Consider the following 24,149-nt stretch of genomic DNA (forward strand, 5'->3'; position numbering starts at 1 on the left):
CTCCAGATCCGTATTTCGTATTCCGTATTCCGTTTACGCACTACGCAATACGCCCTACGTCTCAATCTCTGGCCAGCCCCATCAACAACGCCCGCGAGTCGCGATCCAAGTTGCGGATGCGATGCACCAACTCCGGGTCGAGGCGAGAGAGGCTGTGCAATAACTCGGATGCGTCGTCCGGATCGGTGGCCTCCAACAGTCGTTTGAGAGCGTGGATGCCGACCGGATTTAATTTGGCGATTTGCGGCAGAAGGGCAACGACTTCCGGCAGATAATCGGCGGGGTTGGTGGAGGCCGCCATGTCAGTGGCGGCTTTAGGCTTGGTGACGGCCACCCCGCCGCGCAGTTTCCGTTCATTGAAGTACACAAACGATCCGCCGCTAGCCAGCACTAACACGATCATCGCGCCCACAATCACGTTGCCCCAGTTCACATTCAAAGCGCCGTTCGCCGTTTGCTCGTAGCGTTGCGCGTAATCAATCACTTCGGCGTCGTTGACGACGATGGGCGAAGCCGGGGGATTTGCTGACGGTTGACCGGAGTCGGCGGCGGGGGCAGATGAGTCGCCGCCGGAAGCGGCAGGCGGGTTCGTGCCGCCGGCGTCCAGCGTCACGCCGAGAATGCTGGCGTATACTTGCCCGCGATCGGCCAGATCGCTGGGGTGGCAGGCGGCGCAGTTGGCGTTCAAATCCGAGAGAGGGGCGACCATGCCGGTGTGGGCGGCGTCGGCTTCGGTGGCCTGCACGTTGCCGGCGTGGCAGTTGGCGCAAAAGTCGCCGAAGGCGTGCGACTGGTGCCAGCCCGTGCCATCATTGTTCACCGACAGTTGCCCCTGCACCTCGTGGCAATTCTTGCACGACGAGGCCTGCGAGCCGCACTGGGCGTTGGCCTGATCCACCCAGAACAGCCAGATGGCAAAGCTGATGAAGATGGCGCCGATGAGAGGGATAAAGAGACGGAAGGTTCGAGACGACATACTTCTCCTCGCTCAGACCCTAAGGGTTTCTTTAAAAACCCTTAGGGTCTACGTTGCTTCGTAAGCTTTCTCAACCAGGCTGGCCCGGTGGGTCAGCCCGTCGTGCAGAACAGCCCGCAGTAAATCGAGCGCCTGGATGAGACGCATATCGGCAATGCGGTATTCGACAGTGGGACCGATGCGGGTGGCGATGACCATGCCGCGCTCCCGCAGAGTTTTGAGATGCCGCGAGACTAGCGGCTGACTCAGGTTCAGGCTCTCGGCCAGGTCGGTCACGTGGCGCGGCCCGGCGGCCAATTCGTAGAGGATGAGAATTCGCTTGGGGTCGGCCAGCCCGGCGCAAATCTCGGCGTGGAGTTGATTGACTTCAGTTTCGAGGGTCTTATTCATCGGCATATCCTCTGAGCCGCTTATACGCATAGCCGCATAAGCTTGACTGCTCAGAAGATACTCCGGTTAGACAGGGGAAGGCAGTGACAAAGTAAGTAATGTACATGTGAAGAGTGTCACCATTTGTGATATTATTCACGATTAGACAAAGAGGATAAGGTTGAACAGGGATGAGGGAACCGGGCATAAACAAACGCGCCGACTCGATTGAGTCGGCGCGTCGTCTATACTGAGGGTGGCCTCAATCTCAATCAGGGCTTAACGGCGGCCCAAGTAGAGACATGTCATATTTCGCAAAGAGCGCTCCGATCACCTTTGGGTCTGGCGGGCCATTTCGCGAGACCGGCCCAAACTCTTCATAAAACTTGTGTCCGCCACCCGGGGTATAGACCACAATGATCTCGCCCGGCTCATTCGTCAGGTTGAGGAAGGCGTGGGGGACTTTCGAGGGAAGATAGGCAAAGCCGCCTTCCTGGCAGTAGAAAATCTCGTCGCCAATCTTGATTTTGTACCGGCCTTTCAGAACATGGATCGTTTCCTCCTGCTTGTAGTGAACGTGCAGAGGCGGGCCGCCTTTCGGCGCGACCTCGACTACAAAATAATCGAACGCCCCGCCAGTATCCTCGCCGGTGACCTTGAAAATGAGATCCCGGCCAGGGCCTGATTGGAGTTTCAAGCCCTCTCCTGTGGCTAAAACTTTGTATTGGTTCGTCGTCATTTTTCATCTCCTTTTCGAAGTTGCCGGTAACAGAACCATCCGCATTGGACCATTACCTGTGTGCGTGTTGCCCACGCTGTGGTGAAAGACACGAGCGCCCAACACAGGATTGATCACACTTAGCCGCCGCCAAACACCTGGGCGAAGTCGCGGGCAAACTGTTCGATAGATCGTGCCGGATGACCTGTGAGTGTCGCCACGTTGTCGGTGGCACGGTTCGCAAAACCCTTGCTGAATCCCTCATCCAATCCAGTTCGCCATAACCTCTAGCATTCCACTCCGGAAACCCCATACTTAACATGGAGTTCAGCACCGCCTCGAACGGGACGCCAACATACTTGACGTCCTTGCCCAGAACTTTCGAAAACGTGTTCGCGATATCGTGGAACGAAATCGCTTCCGGGCCGGTCAGGATATAGCTTTTGCCTTCGTGACCGCTGCCAGTGAGCACTGCAAAGGCTGAGTCCACGATGTCCCGCACGTCAATCATAGCCAGCTTTCCGTCCCCCCATATCCCAGCAGATCAGTACGGAGTGCGTTCAATATCCTCGCTGAACCAGAATTCCGGCGGGCCGCTCACCCCCGCCTTCATCATGGCCGACTTCAAATCCTCAGAGTTGGCAAACGCCATTGCCGCGTCCAGGTTCTGAAATTGGTGTGTGATGATGATGGTGTTCGGGTCCTTCGCGTCGCGATGGACACTGGCGGCTGTGACGCCTTTTGCCTTGCGCACCGACGCAACCTCATCGTAGGCGCGCTTCCATTGGCCGTAATCATTGACCTTGTGGCGAACAAACATGGTAGTCATTGTTAACAAGTTTCCTTTCTGTGGGTGAGTGCGTTAATTGCGCGTCTCTTGAGTAGCCCGGGGGAAATCGGGCTTGCCGAACTAGAAAAAACGGGAATAACTCGAATCATTGACACCTCCTTTACAAATAGTTGCCGGTTTTGGTGAGCCGCCGTGACGCGCTATGCACTCGCTGCCGCAACATTGCTCACGGCGCTTTCCAGCACCGCGCCCCAATCCGGGCCGCTGGTGGGCACGATCTCGGTATACACCCGCGCCCCTGTAATGCGGTCCTGGGCCAGCCGGAAGACCATCACGCCGCCAGCGTTGAAACTGTTACCATTTACGTGCGAACCACTCCACCACCATTCAGTCCATACTCCGTCCTCGGCCACGGCCCAGCGCAGCAATTCAGCTTCCACGTCAGGCACAGCCTCGAACGTCGCGGCCCAACTGCGCGCGGCAGACTCGCGCCCCTGTAAGTTACGCTCCGGGTGCAGAGGGTGAATACTTTCGTAATCGGTGTGCAGACAGGCGGCCAGGGCATCCATGTCGTGGGCATTCCAGGCCCGGCGCAGTCGTTCGATGACAGCGGGTAGGTTGGCAGGGTTGCGGTTTGGCATAAGCGGCCTCCAGAGATCGTTCAAACGTGTTGTTGATTACATTTTATGCGATTGAAGGCCGGAACGCATCGGGAGCAAACCCGATTCAGTTCCCTATTTCGAGTTGTGAGGTGAAGAGGGATTCCCTAGGGGAATGGAGAATTGGAGATTAGACCGCACTCAACTGCTACCCGGGCCGCTTCGTGGCGTGACTTGACGCCGAGCTTGCTGTAGATCGAGCGCAGGTGGGCGTCTACCGTGCGCGGGCTGACGACGAGCTTCTCGGCGATTTGGGCGTAGGTGAGGCCTTGCGCGATGAGGCGCAACACTTCCACTTCGCGTTCGGTGAGGTCGGCGAGAGAGGGTTGGGGGTGAGAGGCGGTTGAGGGTGTTTGAGGCGGCTCAACCGTCCGAGTGGCTTCGTCGGACAGGGCGGCGGCTTGTTCAACGGTCAGTCGGCGGCCTTCGGTTCGGGCCGTCTCAAAAACGTCCTTGCCCAGCCGGGCGCGCAGGCGAGTCAGCGCGTCGTCGTACTCGGCGTAATCTGCCGGATTGCTGGCCCGGTTGACTCCGGCCAGTTCACACAGCGCATCCGAGATGCCAATCAGTTGCGCCGCCGATTCAAGTTGGTTGAGTTTCTCGGCCAGACCGGCCAGGCCGGTGAGGCATACGGCGATGCCCACTTTGTAACTCAACTCGCGAAAGAGCCTCAGGCTTTCTTTGAAGTAGACAATAGACTGCCAAAGGTCGCCCTGATGGTGGGCCACGTGGCCGAGATTGTGGAGCACTTCGCCGATGCGCCAAGGGTTGTCTAGTTCGCGATAGAGGGCCAGGCTTTCGTCGTAGAACTTCGCCGCGCGTGCATAATCGCTCTGGTAGCGCACGGCCTCGCCCATGTTGTTGAGCACCATCGCGACGCCGTCCTTGTCGCCGATTGCGCGGTAGAGCGACAGGCTCTCTTCTTGAAACTCTCGCGCCTTGTCGAAATTATTCTCGGCGCTGGTCAGGTCGCCGAGGAGGAACAAGGCGAAGGCCAGCCCCCCTTTGTCGCCAAGCTCGCGCCAGAGCGCCAGCGCTTCCTCCAGCCAGGCGCGTGAGGCTTTCAAATCTCGTTGGGGTTTGGTGGCCGTGACCAGGTAGCACAGGGCGCTGGCCAGTCCGGCGCGATCCTGCAACTGCCGCCACAGGGCCACCGACTCTTCGAGCCGGACGCGGGCCAGGGCGAAGTCGCCCTGCAAGCGGACCAGCACGCCCGCGCCGCGCAAGGCTCGCGCTCGCGCTTTGTTGGGTGATATGTTCCGCGCCAGCGCGCCCTCCAGCCAACTGCGCCCCTCGCTCAGGTATCCCCGCCTCTGCCAGAATCCGGCCAGCGTCCCGGCCAGCCGCAGTTCCAGTTCGCCGTCGCCCGTGTCGCGGCTCCAGGTCAGAGCCGCGCGCAAGTTGTCGTGCTCGGCCTCCAGGCGGCGAAGCCAGACCGCGTTTTGCGCCGTCCAGGCTTCCACTGGCGCGGTCTCCAACAGTTCAAGATAGTAGTCGGCGTGCTGTCCGCGAATCGTTTCGGCCTCGCCGCTGGCGTTCAGGCGTTCCAGCGCGTACTCGCGAATCATCTCCAGCATGGTGAAGCGTTGCTCACTGTCCGGCGACTCAGTCTGACGAACCAGGCTATGGTCGAGCAGAACGGCCAGCCGGTCAAACACCAACGGCTCGTCCACCCACACCGCCTCGGCGGCTTCCATCGTCCAACTGCCCACAAAGACGGACAGCCGCCGGAATAGCCGTTGCTCGTTTTGGGGCAAGAGGTCGTAACTCCACTCGACGGCGTTTCGCAGAGTCTGGTGGCGTTGCGGCAGATCACGTGGGCCGTGGGTGAGCAGGTCGAATCGATTCGACAGGCGCGCGAGCAGGGCTTGCGGCGTGAGAAGCTTACTGCGCGCGGCGGCTAGTTCGATGGCTAAGGGGATGCCGTCGAGGCGATGGCAAATTTGAGCGGAGGTGGCGGCGTTGGCGGCGGTGAGTTGAAAGTCGGGCCGGGCGGCTTGCGCCCGTTCCACAAAGAGCGCCACCGCCGGGGTGCGGGCCAGGGCGTCGAGCGGCGGAAGTTGAATGAGATCGGGCAGGGCCAGCGGCGGCACCGGGAACTCGCGCTCACCCGACAGGCGCAAGACGGCGCGACTGGTGACGAGAACCTTGACCGACGGCGCGGCGCTCAACAGTTCGGCCACGAAGGGCGCGGCAGGCATCACCTGCTCGAAGTTGTCGAGCACCAACAATAACTGTTTGTCGCGCAGGAACGTGAGCAGTTGGCCGTCCGGCGACTCGGCGTTCACGTCGGTCAGGCCGAGCGATTTGGCGATGGTGGCGGCCACCAGTCCCGGATCGCTCAACGCGGCCAGGGCCACAAAGTGCGCCCCGTCGGGGAACGACTCGCTCAGTTCCGCCGCCACCTGCAGGGCCAGCCGCGTCTTGCCCACGCCGGGCGGCCCGACGAGAGTGAGCAAGCGCGCCTCCGCCCGCCCAAGCTGTTGCCTAATGGCGGCAACGTCTTGCTCTCGGCCAATGAGGGAAGTGGGCGGCGTGGGAAGGGCGGGCCGGGGAGCTGTCATGGATTCAAATGTCTTCCCGCGCCTCGCCGCGCGCATGCGAGCCGTAGAGCACCACGCCGAGCAGGTTCTCGCCGAGCGCGGCGGCGAGTTTGTCGGCGGCTTGGGTGAGGTAGAGTGGGCGTTGCACTGGCTGGCTCATGGGCAGGTATTGTAGTTCAATGTGTGGCCTGCCGCAAAAGAAAGCGTGCCGACTCAATCGAGTCGGCACGTCGTCTTTCATAACAACGGATTCCCCGAATTCGACGGATCGATCCGCGTAATTCGGGCGATCCGTTGTTCTACTGCCTCATCAACCCCCTCAACACCGTCTGCAAAATCCCGCCGTTCCTGTAGTAGTCTACATCTACCGGCGTGTCGAGACGGGCGATGGCCTTGAACTCGACCACCTTGCCATCCTGTTTCGCCGCCTTCACCGTCAACTCCTGACGCGGTTTGATCTCGTTCGAGATGCCGAGGACGTCGTACTTCTCGTGGCCGGTCAGGCCGAGGCTTTCGGCGTTCTGTCCGTCCTTGAACACGAGCGGCAGGATGCCCATGCCGACCAGGTTACTGCGATGGATGCGCTCGAACGACTCGGCAATCACCGCCTTCACGCCGAGCAGGAGCGTGCCTTTGGCCGCCCAGTCGCGGCTGGAGCCGGTTCCGTATTCCTTGCCGGCAATTACAATTAATGGCGTGCCTTCAGCCTTGTAGCGCATGGCGGCCTCGTAAATCGTCATCTTCTCGCCGGGCTGGGTCAGCGGGCCGGTTGCGCCCATGTAAGGTTTACCGAAGTGCAAGGTGTTGCCGCCCTCCTCGCCGCCTATCATCAAATTCTTGATGCGGATGTTGGCGAACGTCCCGCGCGTCATCACCCGGTCATTGCCGCGCCGCGTGCCATACTGGTTGAAGTCCTTCGGTTGCACGCCGCGCTCGATCAGATATTTGCCTGCCGGCGAGTCTTTGGCGATGTTGCCGGCGGGCGAAATGTGGTCGGTGGTGATGCTGTCGCCGAACACGCCCAGCACGCGCGCGCTCTTGATCTCGGTTAGCGGTTTGAGGTCGGGCGTGAGACTGGCGAAGAAGGGCGGGTTTTGAATATAAGTAGAAGCTTCGCTCCAGCCGTACAGTTCGCCGCCGCTCACCGGGATGGCGTTCCAATCGGGGTTGCCGTCGAAGGCGTTGCCATACGAGCGGCTGAACATCTCCGGGTCAATAGAGGCCGCAATCGTGTCGGCAATCTCTTTTTGCGTCGGCCAGATGTCTTTGAGGAAAACCGGCTTGCCATCTTTGCCCGTGCCGAGCGGTTCATTGGTCAAGTCAATATCGGTCGTGCCTGCCAGCGCATAGGCCACCACCAGCGGCGGCGAGGCCAGGAAGTTCGCCTTCACTTGCGGATGAACCCGGCCCTCAAAGTTGCGGTTGCCAGAGATCACGGCGCTCGCCACCAGGTTGCCCTCGGTCACCGCCTTCGCCACCGCTTCGGGCAGTGGGCCGCTGTTGCCGATGCAGGTCGTGCAACCATAAGCGGCCACATTGAAGCCGAGCTTTTCGAGATAAGACAACGTGCCGGACTTGGTGAGATACTCGGTGACGACTTTCGATCCGGGCGCAAGACTCGTTTTCACATACGGTTTGACCGCCAACCCTGCCTCCACCGCCTTCTTCGCCACCAACCCGGCTCCCAGCATGACGCTCGGATTGCTGGTGTTGGTGCAAGAGGTGATGGCGGCGATGATGACGGCCCCGTGTCCGATAGTAGCCGAATGGCCATTGTCCTTCACCTCAGCCGTCTTTGCAGTGGCGGCTTCATCCAGCCCATACCCTCGTTCCTTCACAGGCGCAGTCAGCGACTTGCGGAACGCTGTCTTCAACTCCTTCATTGGCACGCGATCCTGTGGGCGTTTGGGGCCGGCCAGACTCGGCTCAACGTCGGCCAGGTTTAGTTCGAGCGCGTCGGTGAAGACAGGATCGGGAGTGGCGTCAGTTCGGAACAGGCCCTGTTCTTTGGCATAGCGTTCGAGCAGATCAGCCGAAGCCCCGCGCCCGGTGCGGCGCAAGTAGCGCAGAGTCTCGTCGTCGGTGGGGAAGAAGCCGCAGGTCGCGCCGTATTCGGGGGCCATGTTGGCAATCGTCGCCCGGTCGGGCAGGGACATGGACGAAAGGCCCGTGCCGTAAAACTCCACAAACTTGTCCACCGCGCCCTTCTTGCGGAGCATTTGAGTGACGGTGAGAGTCAGGTCGGTGGCGGTCACGCCGTCGCGCAATTCGCCATAGAGTTTGAAGCCAATCACTTGCGGCGTGACCATGTACAACGGCTGGCCGAGCATCACCGCCTCGGCCTCGATGCCGCCCACACCCCAGCCCAGCACGCCCAGGCCGTTGATCATCGTGGTGTGTGAGTCGGTGCCCACCAGCGTGTCGGGAAACATTACCTTGCCGTCGGCTTCCGGCTTACTGAGGATTCCCTGAGCGAGGTATTCAAGATTCACCTGATGCACAATGCCGGTGGCCGGCGGAACGACACGGAAGTTGTCGAACGCCTTCGCGCCCCAGCGCAGAAATTCGTAGCGCTCGCCGTTGCGCTCAAACTCAAGCTGGGCGTTACGGACGAGGGCCAGTTCGGTGCCGAAGTAGTCCACCTGCACCGAGTGGTCAATGACGAGATCAACCGGCACCAGCGGATTGATCTTCTTCGGGTCGCCGCCGAGGCGCTTCACCGCGTCACGCATGGCGGCCAGGTCAACGACGCACGGCACGCCGGTGAAGTCCTGCATCACCACGCGGGCGGGTAGGAAGGGGAGTTCGCCGCCTCCGGGGTTGGCGGCTTCCCATTTGGCAAGCCGCCTCACGTCCTCTTCCGAAACAAGGTAGCCGTCGCAATTTCTCAAAACGGCTTCGAGCAGAATCTTGATCGAGAACGGGAGGCGATCAAGACTGGGCGCAACTCCAGATTTGGCGAGATGGTCGAGGCGATAAATGTAGTAATCACCTGACTTCGCGCGCGCGCCGAACGAGTTATTCAATTTTTGTGTCATGGGAGACATCCTTTCGTCGAGCCACACAGGGGCCCTAGAGTTTGGATGGCAACATTATAACATCCGTGACCGGGCACGGCTGAAAAGCAAAAATGAGGCTTGATATTCTGCCAAAATAGGGTAAATTACCTGTGCATCGTAGCGCTAAAATTTAATCAGGCCCAGCCCTGCAAATTGGGAGAGTGCATGGACCCCAACTGGCCACCCAACAGAGACAGCCGGAAGCGGCTGGCTCCTATTTTGTATTTGCCGACGCCAACCTTCGAGCACAATCTGTGTTGCTCTGCTCAAGGTTGGCGTTTTGATTCTGCCCGATCTCGCCGCGCCCCTTAAGGCTAATATCTGATGCTGACTCTGGCGGAGCTTGTTGACCACTGCGCCCAGGAGACGGAGCGCTTTTTCCACGGCCAGGCTTACGATCCTCAGTATTGCTTCGAACTGTTCCAGCGGGCGATCCTGGAAGAAGATCAGCTCGCCTGGGAGGCGATCCACGTCCAGTATCAAACGCTGGTGATCGGATGGGTGAAGCACCAACGAGGGTTTGCGACCAGCGGCGAAGAGGCCCAGTACTTCGTTAATCGCGCCTTCGAGAAGATATGGGTCGCCCTGACGCCGGAGAAGTTCGAACGTTTCTCGGACCTTGGGGCCTTGTTGCACTATTTGAAGCTGTGCGTCCACAGCGCCATCGTGGATCACAACCGGGCGCGTAACCAGGCCAACCTGTACGCGTTGGCCGAGGACTCGCCGGCTGAGGAAAAAGCTCAAGGCCCGACTGTTGAAGATTGGGTGTTTGACCGGGCGTATCGGCAGAGATTTTGGGACTGGATCAATGCGCGACTGCATGACGAGAAGGAGCGTCAGGTGGTATATGGCTCCTTTGTGCTGGCCCTCAAACCTCGAGAGCTTTACGAACAGTTTCGAGCCGTGTTCATTGACGTCGAGGAAGTGTACCGCATCAAACAGAACATCATGGCCCGCCTGCGCCGCGACCCCGAGTTCAACAAATTCCTTGACGAACGTGATTGAAAAACGGGCGTTTTTTCGTTTATGGTGTTTAGGAAGCCAAAGACGTGGCGGTTTCTGCCACTGCGTAGTTGTGTCGAGCCGGGGCGGCGCTTTGCGGACAACTGACGAAAGGCATCTATGAACTGTGTATCCCCGCCGGAGCTGGATGACAGGCAACTACTGACTTATGTGGATGGCGTAGCTGAACATGAGGTGGCCACTCACCTGGAGCGGTGTTTGTACTGCCGCGACAAAGCCCGCCAACTGGCCCGTTTGCAGGATCGCTTGACGGCTCGATTGTACCGCTTCACCTGCCCCTCGCCGATTGAATTGGGCGAGTATCATCTTGGCCTGCTCGCCTCGGCTAAGACAATGGCCGTGGCCCAACACCTGCGCGAATGCCCTCATTGCGCCCGTGAACTTGTCCAGTTGAAGAACTACTTGAGCGATCTGGAACCGGTTGCCGAGCCGGGTTTGCTGGGGCGGGTCAAGGTGCTCGTCGCTCGGCTGGTCGGTGGGGAACAGAGAGGCCGGCCATCTGGGGAACCGGCGTTCGCACCGGCCTTTGTCGCCGTTCGCGGTGCCAACCACGGGCCGATTACGCTGGAGGCCGACGGCCTCCTCATCGTGCTGGATGTTCAACCGGCCACCGGGGGGCGCGTGACCATTCTGGGCCAGATTGCCGCAGAGGATCAGGATCAATGGACAGGCGCTGTGGTTGAACTGAGCCAGGGTGGCGCGTTGCAAATGACGACAACGGTGGACGATTTAGGGGCTTTTCATTGTGCAGGAATTCTTCCCGCATCAACCGAAATAAAGATCATCTCATCTGACGGTATCACTGTGCAAATTCCAACGATTGATATTGCTGTGTGACAGGGCGCTATGAACGCTGTATTGGATGTGGACGCCGCCGTGGAGTTATGGCTTGGGAACGACATCCCGCCTGAGATACTCTCGACACCTCTGCCCGATGACATTGCAAGAGAAGTCGTTGAGCGCCTCAAAAAGGAATTCGAACGGTATTGGTATATTGACTCGATCCGCTCGCTCGATTACGCCGAGCGCATCATTGCAATTGGGCGCGCTCGAAATGACACGGGCCAAATCGCGTTGGGGACGATGTCCAAAGGCGATTGCCTCGCGTCGTTGGGTAATATGGAGGAAGCCTGGAGTCTCTATGAACAAGCGGGAGTCATGTTCCTAGAGACTGGCGATGAGGTCGGTTGGGCGCGCACCCGGGTTGGCCGTCTGTATCTCGGTCCCAAACTTAACTGCATCCCTACAACTCTTGCCGATGCCGAACAGGCTCGCGCTATCTTCACCCGTCACGGCGAGCGCGATAGACTTCTGCGGTTGGATTGGCAGACGGCTCTTGTCTATAACTATCTGGGCGAACAGCATCGCGCGCTCGAGTTGTTTGTTGCGGCTCTGGCGATGGCTGAATCTCTGGGCGAGGCGGGCCAGCCGCATATTAGTCCTCTATATGAGAATATTGGCTTAACCTACAACGCGTTGGGTGATTTCCATCAAGCCCTGATGTATTACGAGCGAGCGCGAGAATTGGCAATCGCTCGCAATCAAACTCTAAGTATCGCCCGCATCGAGGCGAGTATTGCTGAAATCGCTCAGGCACAAGGCTATTACCTGCGCGCCCTCACTTTACTGCACGGAGCTTTGGAAAAAGTAACGGTCGAATCCCCTTTCGAAGTGGCAATGACCAAGCACCACGTGGTTGAGTGTTACCTATCGCTCAATCGTTATGCTGAAGCCCGCGACCTCGCCCGGCAGGTGATCAGGGATTTCCGAATGTTTAACGCCGCCTATGAACTTGCCTTAACTCTTTTGCGTTTGGCGACGGCTGAAGCAGCGTTAGGTAACTTCACCGCCGCTCAAGCGGCGCTGGCCGAAGCCGAGCCAATTTTTACTTCCCTGGGTGCAACAACTTGGATTGCAACGATTCGCCTCTGGCGTGGCCGGATGGCACTCAAACAAGGCGATGCCACGAGCGCCTGCCAGGAAGCGCTGGCGGCGGCGGTTTGCTTCCAAGCGGATGGGCAACAGGTCAAGGACGCAACGGCGACTCTTCTGCAAGGTCAGGCTCTATTCGCATTGAGCGACTTTAGGGCAGCCGACACGGCAGGGACGAAAGCATTACACATCGCCCAGAAATATAACGTCCCCTCCTTGCGCTATGCCGCCCATCTTTTGCTTGGACAAATTGCCGAAGCCCGACATGAAAGCATACACGCTATCCGCCGTTATCGGGCGGCCGCCGCGACTATAGAGCGCGTGCAACGTGGCTTGACGATTACGCTCCGCCCCGGCTTTCTGGAAGACAAGGGAGAAGCCCTGCAGGCGCTGATCGCGTTGCGCCTGCGAGCCGGCGATGCCGGGAACGCCTTCGAAACTTTAGAGCAGGCCAAATCGCAAGTGTGGTTAGGCTACTTGATGAATCGCGATCATCTGCATTGGGCGCAGGACGATGTCCGCAACCGGGCGCTCATCGAGGAATTGGATCGCTTGCGGGCCGAGCACCAATGGTTCTATCGGCTGGCGCACGACTCACCCGGAGGTACCGAGCACTCAAGCGCCATCCGGACCGAGCAAGCCCTGGCCGAAGTCGCGGGGCGCGAGCGACGGATGCGCGCCATCACCGAGCAGTTATATCTGCACAGCGGCGGCCAGCGGGCAAACAACCACGCTCCCGCCATGTCACTTAAAGAGATTCAGCAGACTATAGACGAAGAGACCCTGCTGATCGAGTATTACAACGATGGGGCGCACCTTTGGGCGTTCATTCTCGACCGGCAGACTGTCGAGGCGCATCGTTTGCCGTTGACAACCGAGGCCTTGAATCAATTGATCCGCCAACTTCAAGCCAACCTGGCCGCCGCACTCAAGGTTGATCCGCAGGCTCCAATGGCCGGCAACCTCACCCATCTCGCGCGGCGCATCTTGCAACGGTTGTACGCTCTGCTCATCGAGCCACTGGCGTTGCGGCAGTATAACCAGCGGCGATTGGTGATCGTGCCGTATGGCGCACTGCACTTCCTTCCGTTTCATTTGCTGTACGATGGCTCAGCGCATCTGATTGAACGCTACGAGGTCATCACTCTGCCTGCGGCCGGGCTGGCAACCCGGCCCGGCCCGAGACGCCCTCCGGGCGCGCTGATCCTCGCGCACTCATGGGATGGCCGGTTGCCTCACACTCAGACCGAAGCGCAAATTGTACAGCGGCTGTTTGGGGGCCGGTTGTGCGCCGAGGAGGCCGCCAATCGATCAGCCCTGCAGACGACGCCGACGCAAATTTTGCACATCGCCGCGCACGGAGAGCATCGCCTCGATCAGCCGGACTTGTCCTACCTTCAACTTGCGGATGGACAACTCTACGCCGACGACGTGTTGCAGCAGGATTTGAGTTACGAGTTAGTCACGTTGAGCGCCTGTGAAACGGGCCGAGCGAACGTGGCCACAGACGAGGAATTGATCGGCTTGGGGCGCGGCTTTCTGTACGCTGGGGCGGGGGCGTTGATCATCAGCCTGTGGGGCGTGGCGGATCACTCGACTACCGATCTCATGAAGCGGATGTATGGCGCTTTGAGCAGGGGTGAAACCAAGTCCGCTTCGCTCCGTTACACGCAGACCTCCATTCTGTCTGAGAACCGGAATCTTCATCCCGCCTACTGGGGAGCTTTTCAGCTGATCGGTGACGACAGCGCCCTCTCAGGGCCTGTTTAATAATTGCTCCCCAACCGCGTCCTCGCGGTTGAGAACGCCCGCGAGGACGCGGGCGTTGAGCATTTTCCAAACAGGCTCTCAGTAACATCGGATTGAACTAGTTCAGAAGGGAGCATATTATGAACAACAATGCGGCGCAAACACATGGTGAGCCATCCATCAAGGGTCCTGAAAAAGACTCTGTCCTTAAAAGGATTTGGAAATGGCTGACCCATCAAAAGGACGAGGCGCCACCCTCGTTACAACACTTCCTGCCAGGCAAGATTATGCTGCATATTAAGCATCCAGCCGATCTTACCCAGGCCGAACTGGCAAAAGATATTGGGAGTTTCCTCAAACAGTCTGAGGAGCAGCAATGGAAAAGCCAGCTTACACCGCCGAAGCCGGAGGCTATTCTCACCTTTCCTCTAAAAGACGATAAAGGTCGGGTGCTTTCCATCGTTCCCGTGCGGACGCGCGATGAGAAACAGGATTTGGTCGAGCTGCTCATAACCATACATAGCGAGCTACCAAAAGAGCCGAAAGAGCCACTGCATATCTCAGACAATGTCACTCTCAACTCCGTCGCTCCCGACTGGCTGATAGGCAGCGCGCCTCACGGTGCACACCCTCCCAGCCCAGGCTCCTGGCCCGTTGAGGCGCCTCCGCCAGTAGAGGATGCGTGGAAGTTTGGGCTACGGGACAACCAAGGCGCTCAAGCCCCATTGCCATTTACCAACGGGCAAGGGACTAGAATACACGTCGCCATCCTTGACACGGTCCCTGCTAAGATTGATCTCGACGAGGCTTACAAGAGGTGGCAGAACAGTCGTCACTTGATCGACAAGTTATGGGGTCCTAACGGGAAAGTGCAGGTGCACAAAGACATATACGCCGATATTGAATTGATGGATTACAGCCCGGTGGGGCACCACTATTTGATGCCGGATCACGGCTTGTTCGTCGCCGGTATCATTAATGCCATCGCGCCAGAGGCTACATTGCATCTGGTCAAGGCATTCACCCCTTATGGCAGTGGCAGTACAGAAACCATCGCTCAGGGCTTACTGCAGGTGCTCCAGAATCCAGAAATTGGACGTCCGCTCATTGTCAACTGCAGTTTCGGATTGAATATAGACGATAGCTCTCATCTTCCAGCTGAGATTCAGAGTATGATCACGCTGTTTCAGGAGATTTTCAATCAACTCACAAATGAGAAAGATGTTATTGTAGTCGCGGCCGCTGGCAATTATATCGGACAAGTGGGAAGACCACCTGCTAATTATCCAGCCGCCTTTGCTGAAGTGATTGGGGTGGGTGCATTGCCAAAAGGATTCCCTCCAGCGAATGGCCAATATCAAGCGGCCAATTATTCCAATTTGGCTGATGATCCCCCGGACACTGGCTACATGGCATTCGGAGGAGAGCCTGGACCAGGGCAAGGTATGCTGGGCATTTATACCAGCGAGATTCCTGTCTACGCTGAAGGATGCTTGTCGTTTTTGTGGCGAAATTTAACTGGAAGAGGCTTGGATGGCTGGGCTGGGCCGGGCTATTTGCCCCCAAACCCGAAAGCGCTCACGATTGACCGCATTCGATATAAACCGAACACAACAGGCTGGGCCTGGTGGGCCGGCACGTCTTTCGCCGCTCCCATCGTCAGCGGCATCCTGGCCAAATGGTGTAACCAGCAGCAAGCCGTCGGTAATGCTATCACTAGCCGAGATGCCCAACAGGCTCTGAAGCAGTTGTTTCAATCGAACAAAACAGCCGAAGGCGAGATAGTGATCCCTGTAGGGCAACCATAAACTCGCCCCATCGCCAATGTTCATCCACCAGCCCGGAAGCCTCCCTTCCGGGTTGGTGTGTTTAACGCTCCCGTGCTGAAAAAACGAACCGGCCTGCGTTTATTGCCAGTAGAACACGAAGTGCATTCATCTGCTTTGTGACGCGCTGACTTCAGGCAGGGAGGATTTCTGATATGGAAAACACACTTACAGACTCGCGACGCAGTCTCGCCAGAATTGTTATGCTGGTTTTGCTGGCCGAGCTGGTCTTGCGGATTATGCAAGTAGCTATTAGGGGAGCCATAATACCACTGCCAACTTACGCTCCCAGCACTGCCCCGGTGACCTCCCAGCCAACGTTCGTCCGCCTGGAGTGGCTCAGCCAGTGCGACCCGGCCCGGCAGGGGCTGGCGTTGTACACCGTTGGCAACGACCCGTGTCGGCCCGTCCAAATTGCCTCGCTAACCTGGTTGCAGAGTCAACTGACCACAAAGGGCCTGCTTGCTTCAACAGAATATCTCGAATGGGCCGCTGACCCGACGAATACGGCGTGCCAGGCAGTGGTGCTGGCCGGGCCGAACAGCGCACCTAACGGCCGGGTGTGCGCCGACTGGCGCGGCATCTACCGCGCGAACCTGGCCGGGCAGGACTTCGGCAAGCGCCTGCAGTTGTGGAGTGATGGGAATTGGGTGCAGAGCCAGTAGGTTGGCAAAGTTTGGAGCGACGGTGGTGCGGCAGATGATTCAATTCCAAACTGCATCTCTTGATGCGGGAAAAACGGTTGGTCACTCGTTTATAGGGTTGAAGAGTTGTTGATTAGGTTCCTCATCCTGCCAACGCTCACGACGGGTTGGGACTCGACTGACCGCAAAGGAGGCTGTCATGAACACACGATTACCACAAGATGTCTGGGTTTACCGCATGGTCGTTGCGGCGCTGGGCTTGGCCGTGCTGGCCAGTCTCATCGGTGCCATCATGTTGGCGATCGAGGGCCGCCCCACCCCTGAACTCCTCGTCGCCCTCGGCTCGGCGGCAGTGGGCGGTCTGGCTGGCCTGTTGGCCCCTTCGCCGTTGAACAGGCGATAGATCGGACGTATAGCGGCGCCCGCTTTCGAAGCCTCTGGTGAGAGAGATCAGAGGCTTCTTCGTTTTTCTGGGGCTCTGATGCCCGAAAACCGGCGTGGTGTTCGTTTATGAGAGTGAATCGGTTGGAGGTGATCGAGATCACGAGCACCGCGAGGTGAGACCTCCCTCTCCAGACGCCGATGACGAGTCAACCACGTCATAGCTGGAGCAAAACCATGTCTGAGAAAACTGAGCGAGAAAAAACTGACCAGGACTGGGGCCTGAGGTGGTGGGTACGCTACGGATGTGTCCCTGTCACGGTAGCCATCATCGCCGGGATCAGTGCGGTCATAGCTGTCATCTTGACCAGAACCATTCCTGAGGCGTTGGCTGACCGCCCTACGGCCGCCGTCACCTCTAACCCACCTAATATCATCGTGGTGACAGCGACCGACGCACCGACGACTTCGATCGGCCCTACCCCGACTCAGACTGCGCCACCGACGGCAACTCCAACTCCGATACTTATTGGTCAGCATATCGTGAATGGTGGAGATACCCTGTATTGCGTCGGGCGGGCTTACGGTGTGCAACCTAATGCTATTGCGCAGGCCAATAGTCTTGTATCGCCTTTCACTCTACACCGTGGTCAGGTGTTGAAGATTCCTACCGTGCTATGGCCAGTCATTCCACCAGGGCCGATTTGCGCGCAACAGTTTAGCTCGCCGTTCGCCAGTCTGCACCCCATGTTAACGCCAGTGTCTAGCTTGCCTAAGCTAACCGACACACCGACGCCGGCGCCAAGCGATACACCCACGCCAGGTGTGATACTAACCATCACCACCCCAGCGTTGATGCCGACAACCAACACGCCATACTCTGCAGTCAACTTGCCGCCCATGGTAACGATTATCTTCCCGGCCCTTGACGCCAGTTACGGATATGATGGTCGTAATGACAAGCTTGGGCTCTGGTACACGATTGTTACGCTACAAGGCAGTGCTACAGACCTAGAGGACGGCACACTTAACGACTCTTCTTTGGTCTGGGCAACCGACCGCAAGGACATTCATACGAGTCCTACTCTGGGTATAGGCACCGACGTAAAGGCAACTTTGTACTCGAACGATCCTTGCAATGGGGTATGGCACACGATTACGCTGACTGCAACGGATAGCGGTGGTAATGTGGCAACCGCCGCAAGAATAATTTTCATAGGGACAGGGACACTGTGTTAGCAAACCGTCCGACGGTCAATCAACTGATGGAAGCCGCTGGCGGCATTCTCTATTCGCCGAGTCTCGCCGCCGCTTCGATAGAGAGTAAGACTACGATCAATCCCAAATCACATCTCTCAATGTCGAAAAAGTAGCCAAAGTTACGTTTATAAGGTTGAATAGCGTGAACGTGCCGATAAACGAGAGGGCCCCTCAAACATCGACACTACAACACACCGGGCGGCTCACTGGGAGTTGCTCACACACCCTACACATCTACGGAGGATTACTACCATGTCTAAAGGCAACTTTGAAGTTTCGCTCCCTGAGCCTTATCTGGGCGGCGACATCTACGCGGAGGTCTACGAAGTGAAAGGCGCGAAGCCGACGACCATCATTCGCACCGACCAGGAATGGGGCGTCAAGATCCACTGGGAACTGGAAGGCTCCCTCGTGCCGTACATCTGCGGCGAGTGGTGTATCCACCTGTGCCTGGAATCTATGGGCCCCGGCCCCGAGCTGAAACTGGATCACCCGCACGTTCCCCTGGATCCGTGCGGCAACGGCGAGTATTACAGTGATTTCCGCGTCAAGCCGGGCATTATCACCGGCGAACACTGCTCGGTCCCCTACAAGCTCGTGGTGACCGTGACTTACCTCACCGCTTGCGAGAAGCCAGGCCCAATCGCCGGCTTCGTCGAGGGGCCGATCTTGCAGTTCTACGAACCCGACGGGAAACCCGAATACGAGAAAGAATACGAGAAGTAGCTCCGGCTTTTGCCGCCAGCATTGCCCCCGGCCCCGCCTGTGGAGGAAATACACAGGCGGGGCGACACACCCCTCATTCAAACGCTCCGCGACTCGCATGAGCAGGTCCCGTGATGACGAAAGGAAAGACCCATGTCAACCAACCCCACTCCTCAGCGAACCGATTTCTCGCTCGATGTCACCGGACGCTACGTCTGCAATGGGTTGGACGAAGCATTGCGCAGCGCCGACAAGAGCTTGCGTCCCGAGGCGCGTCCGTTTGACGTGATCGTGATTGGCGGCGGCAGTTTTGGCCCGGTGCTGGCTCAACACCTCTTTGATCGCGACAAGACTCACAGCCACCGCATCCTGGTGCTGGAAGGCGGGCCGTTCGTCCTGCCCGAGCACATTCAGAATCTACCGGTGCTTGGCTTGAACGTCCCCGGCAAGACCAGCATCGCCGACCTGCGGGCAACGGGCCAGGATGGCCGACCTCGCAATGAGGTGTGGGGACTGGCTTGGCACTCCAACGAACAGTTTCCGGGACTGGCCTACTGCCTGGGCGGGCGCTCGCTGTTCTTTGGCGGTTGGTCACCGCAACTGCTCGACTCGGAAATGCCCCCGGATCGATGGCCCCACCAAGTGGTGGATGACCTGAATGCCCGCTACTTTCGGGAGGCCGGCGAGCAAATCGGCGTCAACGAAACCAACGACTTTATTCAGGGGCCGTTGCACGAGGCGCTCCGCCAGCGGCTCTTCGAAGGTATTCAGCGCCACAAGGTGACGGACGCGATCCCGCTGGCGCAGTTGCGACTGCATCTCACCGCGCCGGATGACGCTTCGGGAGTCACCGCTGATGAGTTGAAGCTAGAAGCCCCTCTGGCTGTCCAAAGCCGCCAGCCGCGTTCCGGCTCCTTCCCGTTCAACAAGTTCAGCGCCGTGCCGTTGTTGATGAAGGCGGCGCGGATGGCGTCGGCTGAATCAGGCAATGACGACCTGAAGAAGCGCCTCATGATCGTGCCGAACTGCCACGTCAGCCGGCTGAAGACCACGAACGGACACGTGACCGAAGTGGAGACGAATCTGGGCAATGTGCCTGTCCCGTCTGAAGGCGTGGTCGTCATCGCCCTGGGCACAATTGAAAGCACGCGGCTGGCTCTGCTCTCCTTTGAGGGCATTCCCAACTACGACTTGATTGGGCGCAACCTGATGGCGCATCTGCGTTCCAATCTGACGATCCGCATCCCGCGCGCGGTTCTGCCGATTGATCCCGCCATCAAAGAATTGCAAGCCTCGGCGCTCTTCGTTAAAGGCCGGCACACTCACGCCGATGGCGCTCCGGGACACTTCCACCTGCAAATCACCGCTTCCGGCCTCGGCGCGTCAGGCGCGGACTCCGAAGCCGAACTATTCAAGATAATTCCCGACCTTGACACCCTCGACGCCTTTCGCGCGGCAGACGATAGCCACGTCGTCATCACCCTTCGCGGCATCGGTGAGATGGAAGCGCAGAACCCCAACAGCCGCATCACGCTCGATCCCGAACCCGACGAGTTTGGCATGCGGCGCGCCTTTGTGTCAATTGCGCCGACCGAGAAAGACCTTGCACTGTGGGAGGCGATGGATAAAGCCGCCGACCAGGCGGCCCAGCTCTTCGCCGGCGGCCAGCCTTACGAAGTGTTGACCCCGCAGGGCGCGAAAAAGGTTTCAACCGGCGACTCGTTGCGTGAAATGTTCCCGTATGTTGGGCGGCGCGATGCGCTGGGCACGACCCACCACGAAGCTGGCACACTCTGGATGGGCGACGATCCCGGCAAATCGGTGACGGACGCCGACGGTCGTTTCCATCATGTCGGCAATGCTTACGTCGCCGGCCCTGCCCTGTTTCCCACTATCGGTTCGCCCAATCCGATGCTGACCGGCGTGGCGTTGAGCAGACGCATGGCCGAGCAGGCCTTGCAGGCGCGCCGCCCATCTGCGCCCGAGTCGGGATTCATGTATTTGTTTGACGGCACGGAGGAAACATTCAAGTTGTGGCAGGCTGCCGGGCAGGGCGCTTTCTCGTTGGTTGACGGCGCAATCGTTGCCCAGCCGAGCAGCGATCTGGGGCTGTTGTATTACGCGCCGCGCACCTTCGGCGACTTTGTCCTGCGCCTGGAGTTTCGTCTCGATCAATTGGAGGACAACTCCGGCGTCTTCGTTCGCTTTCGAGACCCGCGTCGGCCAGTGCCAGATCGAAACGACCCAGGCGTTTCCTATCCTTACCAGAATCAGGCGTGGGTTGCCGTGAACACAGGTTTTGAAATCCAGATTGATGAAGTTGCTCGCGGTGACGCTGGCCGGGGAATACCCGATGGGCTGGACGAGCACCGCACCGGAGCAATTTACGGGATCGCTCTCGGCGAGGGCGCCGGCCAACAAACCTACCAGCGCGGCCCGGTGCTGAAAGCAGGCAGATGGTACAACTATGAGATCAACGTGGTCGGCGACGCTTACACGGTTTATCTCAACGGCCAACAGACCACCACGTTTACGAACTCAGACCTGTTTCGCGGGAGATCGCCAGAGCGCGATCCGAACTCTGGCTACATTGGCCTGCAAGCACACACCGGGCGGCTTGCCTTCCGAAATATCCGCATTCTTCCGGCTCTGTCCCCCTTGCCGCGCGCTCGCGCGGCTCTCGTGGGCAATTTGAAGAAGGTCGAGACGGTGAGTGAATACGTCGGGTAAAAAAGTTCGACAAACAACTTGATCGGCGTTACGTTTTGGCTTACAGATCGTCCGCGCTCGGCGGGCCGTCGAAATCAACATCCTTCAACGCCTCCTCGAGCGCGGCCCGCATTTCTTCCGACAAATCGGGCGCTTCTGCCTCGCCTAGCCGGGGCGGCGACATCACCAATCCATCTTTGCCCCCGCTGTGAATTGCCATCTCGTCGCCGGCTTCGAGAATGACCCGCTTGTACTCAGGCGGCCAGTGCATGAGGAACCGTCGCCCACAGGTGGGGCAATACCATTCCTCGGCGCCAGACGGGTGTTTCGTCTCTAATTGCATTTTGTGATGTTGCTCAATTATCATGGTTGACTCCTTTCCAGGCACGCAACTGATTGCAAGTATACTTCAGAAGTCTTACCTCGCTACCTTTCCACCTCCACCCACAACTGTTTGCCATCGGTCACAAATTCAATCGTGCCGCGCTGATCCGTCCTCAGCACAGTTCGGCCTTCAAACAGCGCCAGCGTCTCGGCCTGCGGATCGCCCGCCGAATTGCCCGCGCCAACCGCAATAACAACAGCTTGTGGATTGACCGCGTCGAGGAAGAGGGTGCTGATCGAGTTAACACCGCCGTGTCGCGGCGCAAGCAGAACAGTCGCCGGGGCAACCGCCTCTGAAGTGGCAATTTGAGTGGCCGTTTTGGCGTCCAACGCGACGGCGAATAAAAATGAGGCGTTGCCATAATCGAGTTTGAGCAGTGCACCCTCGTCTCTCACCTCAACCACTTTCAACATCACCCCATCGCCCAAATCAAATTGTTGACCCGTTTCAGCTTGCATCGTCGGAATAGATCGACTCGCCAATCCTTCCGTCCACTCACGATACGCCGAGTTGCGGCCCGGCTCACCCGCCATCACCACCTGGGTGAGCGTGTAGCGATCCAAGAGGCCGGACAGGCCGCCGAGGCTGTCTGGGGTTGGCGAGGCGGCCACCACCAGATCAAGAGACCGTGTCCCGACAGGCAACGTTCTCCCCAACGATTCGGCCAATCTGTTTGGACTCGGGCCGCCGTCAATCAATGCGTATCGCCCCGACGGCGTCTGAATCAAAACTGCGTCGCCGTGTCCCACATCAAAGAAAGTGGCGCGCAGGTTGCCGTCGGGCAAATGCAAATAAACGTTCCACGTTGCCAGCGCGCCGATGGCGACCGAGGCCACGACGATGTTGCCGAGCCAGCTTGCGGCCAGCGACCGCCACCACTCCGGGCGCTCGTCGGGTTTGCGCCACGAAAGCCACGTCAGCCCAAAGATGAAGCCATACATGCCGGCGAGCGCGACGAGCGGAAAGCGATCTATCGGAATCGTTGCGCCCGGAACCTGGGCCAGCAGTTCCACCATCGCAATGGTGAAGGTGACGAACGGCCAGGCCAGCCAGGCCAGCAACCAACCAAGCGGTTGAGCGATGAGAGCGCCAATCGTGGCGATGCCGCCAAGAACCATCACCTGCGGCTGAACGGGCAGGACGAGCAGGTTGGCGAGGAGAGAGATGAGCGAGAGTTGATGAAAGTAGAACATCATCAGCGGCAGGGTGGTGACTTGCGCGGCCAGGGTCAGAATCGAATATTCGCCGACTGCGCCCACAAGTCGGTCGGCGTTTTGAGTTGAGGTGAAGCGGCTGAGGAGCCGCGCCGCGGTTTGGGTGAACGGTTCGGCGTAAAGAATGAGCCCGAGGGTAGCGGCGGCGCTCAGTTGAAAGCCAACGTCCAGTAACGTGCCGGGGTTGAAAACGGTCATGAGAAAAGAGGCGGCAGCCAGCGAGGCCAATCCGTTTGAGGGGCGATGAAAGCCGTCGCCGATCAACACGATGCTTCCCATCAAGGCGGCGCGCACGACTGAGGCGTCGGCCCCGGCCAACACCGAGTAAACGGCAATGGCGATGATGGCGAGTGGGATGGCCCGTCGCGCGCCGAAGAGTCGGCGGAACAATTTGGTGACGATGCCAGCGATGATTGATATGTTGAATCCTGAGATTGCCACAATATGGGATGTGCCGGTTTTGCGAAACGCTTCCTGGAGCGACTCGGGGATGCCGGAGTCGACGCCAAGCAGAATGCCGGAGAGCAGTGAGCCTTGCGGCTCTGGAAACGTGGCGGCGATGGCGGCCAGGGCGCGAGCTTTGAAGGCGAAGAGGGGTTTGAAGATCGCAAGTTGAAGGCTGATGAGGGGATCGGTTATTGGTGTATTGGTTATTGTTTCGGCGGTGGCGCGGCGGAGGAGGGAGTAGACGCCCTGGCGGGCCAGGTAGTCGGCGTAAGAAAAATCTTCAAAGACCGGCGGCGACTCCAACACGCCGAAGGCGCGAATGCGGTCGCCGTAATTGAAAGCCGGGAAGCGCGGGACTTGCGCCAGCACTGTGCCATGCACTTGAAGGGAAGAGTCAGAGTCTTTGAGTTGCAGAGTGTCAACTTCTATTCGCAAGTTGACGTAGGTGTCGCGCACGTCCGGCTCGTCAATCACAATGCCTTCGATTGTTGCTTCGCCTGCATTGTTGTAAGTGGCAATAAACGTTTTGTCGAACGCCGGTTGCGCCCACACCCAGCGCGCTGCGCCCAGGCCAAACATGACGACGGCGACGGCGACATTACGCCAGTTCAAATGGTGGCGCGTGATGACTGCCGCCGCCAGCCCGGCGGCTGAAACGCCAAGCCACGCCGGCCACGGCCAGTTCAATGATGGCGCAAGGCCAATGCCAACCAGCCAGCCCAGGATGAAGATGGCGAGAGGAGGAAAGTAGGGCACGGTG

The 24,149-nt window shown here is 58.8% G+C and carries 19 protein-coding genes; 9 read left to right on the top strand and 10 right to left on the bottom strand.

What is annotated here, in order from left to right:
* Nucleotides 1-61: 61 nt before the first annotated feature.
* The 8 genes from HYZ49_12400 to acnA form a co-directional block, all read right to left on the bottom strand.
* A complete protein-coding gene (locus tag HYZ49_12400) occupies nucleotides 62-976 on the bottom strand; it encodes a hypothetical protein (protein ID MBI3243085.1) in 915 nt (304 codons plus the stop codon).
* A gap of 48 nt (nucleotides 977-1,024) precedes the next feature.
* Nucleotides 1,025-1,366 carry a winged helix-turn-helix transcriptional regulator gene (locus HYZ49_12405; GenBank protein ID MBI3243086.1) on the bottom strand — a complete coding sequence of 114 codons (342 nt, stop codon included), beginning with the start codon at nucleotides 1,364-1,366 and terminating at the stop codon, nucleotides 1,025-1,027.
* Nucleotides 1,367-1,613: 247 nt separating this feature from the next.
* A complete protein-coding gene (locus tag HYZ49_12410) occupies nucleotides 1,614-2,084 on the bottom strand; it encodes a cupin domain-containing protein (protein ID MBI3243087.1) in 471 nt (156 codons plus the stop codon).
* Between the two features lie 523 nt (nucleotides 2,085-2,607).
* A complete protein-coding gene (locus tag HYZ49_12415; protein ID MBI3243088.1) occupies nucleotides 2,608-2,892 on the bottom strand; it encodes an antibiotic biosynthesis monooxygenase in 285 nt (94 codons plus the stop codon).
* A gap of 161 nt (nucleotides 2,893-3,053) precedes the next feature.
* Nucleotides 3,054-3,494: a nuclear transport factor 2 family protein gene (locus HYZ49_12420; protein MBI3243089.1), complete on the bottom strand. Its 441-nt coding sequence runs from the start codon at nucleotides 3,492-3,494 to the stop codon at nucleotides 3,054-3,056.
* Nucleotides 3,495-3,619: 125 nt separating this feature from the next.
* Nucleotides 3,620-6,076 (bottom strand): tetratricopeptide repeat protein, encoded by a 2,457-nt coding sequence (locus tag HYZ49_12425; protein MBI3243090.1) that lies wholly within the window; start codon nucleotides 6,074-6,076, stop codon nucleotides 3,620-3,622.
* Between the two features lie 4 nt (nucleotides 6,077-6,080).
* Nucleotides 6,081-6,296, bottom strand: coding sequence for a nucleotidyltransferase domain-containing protein (locus tag HYZ49_12430; protein ID MBI3243091.1), 216 nt, complete (start codon nucleotides 6,294-6,296; stop codon nucleotides 6,081-6,083).
* Between the two features lie 58 nt (nucleotides 6,297-6,354).
* Complete coding sequence (acnA, locus tag HYZ49_12435; protein ID MBI3243092.1) at nucleotides 6,355-9,093, bottom strand: aconitate hydratase AcnA; 2,739 nt, start codon at nucleotides 9,091-9,093, stop codon at nucleotides 6,355-6,357.
* 345 nt (nucleotides 9,094-9,438) lie between these two features.
* On the opposite strand from acnA, the gene HYZ49_12440 reads away from it, so the two are divergent.
* The 9 genes from HYZ49_12440 to HYZ49_12480 all read left to right on the top strand — a co-directional run bounded on the left by HYZ49_12440 (nucleotide 9,439) and on the right by HYZ49_12480 (nucleotide 21,364).
* A complete protein-coding gene (locus tag HYZ49_12440; GenBank protein MBI3243093.1) occupies nucleotides 9,439-10,119 on the top strand; it encodes a sigma-70 family RNA polymerase sigma factor in 681 nt (226 codons plus the stop codon).
* 117 nt (nucleotides 10,120-10,236) lie between these two features.
* Complete coding sequence (locus HYZ49_12445; GenBank protein ID MBI3243094.1) at nucleotides 10,237-10,974, top strand: hypothetical protein; 738 nt, start codon at nucleotides 10,237-10,239, stop codon at nucleotides 10,972-10,974.
* Nucleotides 10,975-10,983: 9 nt separating this feature from the next.
* Nucleotides 10,984-13,839, top strand: coding sequence for a CHAT domain-containing protein (locus tag HYZ49_12450; protein ID MBI3243095.1), 2,856 nt, complete (start codon nucleotides 10,984-10,986; stop codon nucleotides 13,837-13,839).
* Between the two features lie 119 nt (nucleotides 13,840-13,958).
* Nucleotides 13,959-15,626 carry a S8 family serine peptidase gene (locus tag HYZ49_12455; GenBank protein MBI3243096.1) on the top strand — a complete coding sequence of 556 codons (1,668 nt, stop codon included), beginning with the start codon at nucleotides 13,959-13,961 and terminating at the stop codon, nucleotides 15,624-15,626.
* Nucleotides 15,627-15,799: 173 nt separating this feature from the next.
* Nucleotides 15,800-16,309 carry a hypothetical protein gene (locus HYZ49_12460; GenBank protein ID MBI3243097.1) on the top strand — a complete coding sequence of 170 codons (510 nt, stop codon included), beginning with the start codon at nucleotides 15,800-15,802 and terminating at the stop codon, nucleotides 16,307-16,309.
* A gap of 178 nt (nucleotides 16,310-16,487) precedes the next feature.
* The gene (locus HYZ49_12465; protein MBI3243098.1) at nucleotides 16,488-16,691 is read left to right on the top strand and encodes a hypothetical protein; all 204 of its coding nucleotides are present in this window, start codon (nucleotides 16,488-16,490) and stop codon (nucleotides 16,689-16,691) included.
* 215 nt (nucleotides 16,692-16,906) lie between these two features.
* The gene (locus HYZ49_12470; protein ID MBI3243099.1) at nucleotides 16,907-17,908 is read left to right on the top strand and encodes a LysM peptidoglycan-binding domain-containing protein; all 1,002 of its coding nucleotides are present in this window, start codon (nucleotides 16,907-16,909) and stop codon (nucleotides 17,906-17,908) included.
* Between the two features lie 273 nt (nucleotides 17,909-18,181).
* Entirely contained in the window at nucleotides 18,182-18,655 is a 474-nt protein-coding gene (locus HYZ49_12475) for a hypothetical protein (protein ID MBI3243100.1), read from the top strand.
* Between the two features lie 132 nt (nucleotides 18,656-18,787).
* Nucleotides 18,788-21,364: a DUF1080 domain-containing protein gene (locus HYZ49_12480; GenBank protein MBI3243101.1), complete on the top strand. Its 2,577-nt coding sequence runs from the start codon at nucleotides 18,788-18,790 to the stop codon at nucleotides 21,362-21,364.
* 40 nt (nucleotides 21,365-21,404) lie between these two features.
* On the opposite strand, the gene HYZ49_12485 is transcribed toward HYZ49_12480, so the two are convergent.
* Together HYZ49_12485 and HYZ49_12490 are read right to left on the bottom strand one after the other, a co-directional pair.
* Entirely contained in the window at nucleotides 21,405-21,710 is a 306-nt protein-coding gene (locus tag HYZ49_12485) for a hypothetical protein (GenBank protein ID MBI3243102.1), read from the bottom strand.
* A gap of 59 nt (nucleotides 21,711-21,769) precedes the next feature.
* Complete coding sequence (locus HYZ49_12490; GenBank protein ID MBI3243103.1) at nucleotides 21,770-24,145, bottom strand: ComEC/Rec2 family competence protein; 2,376 nt, start codon at nucleotides 24,143-24,145, stop codon at nucleotides 21,770-21,772.
* Nucleotides 24,146-24,149: the final 4 nt, after the last annotated feature.

The sequence above is a fragment of the Chloroflexota bacterium genome (genome assembly GCA_016197225.1).
Taxonomy (GTDB): domain Bacteria; phylum Chloroflexota; class Anaerolineae; order Anaerolineales; family VGOW01; genus VGOW01.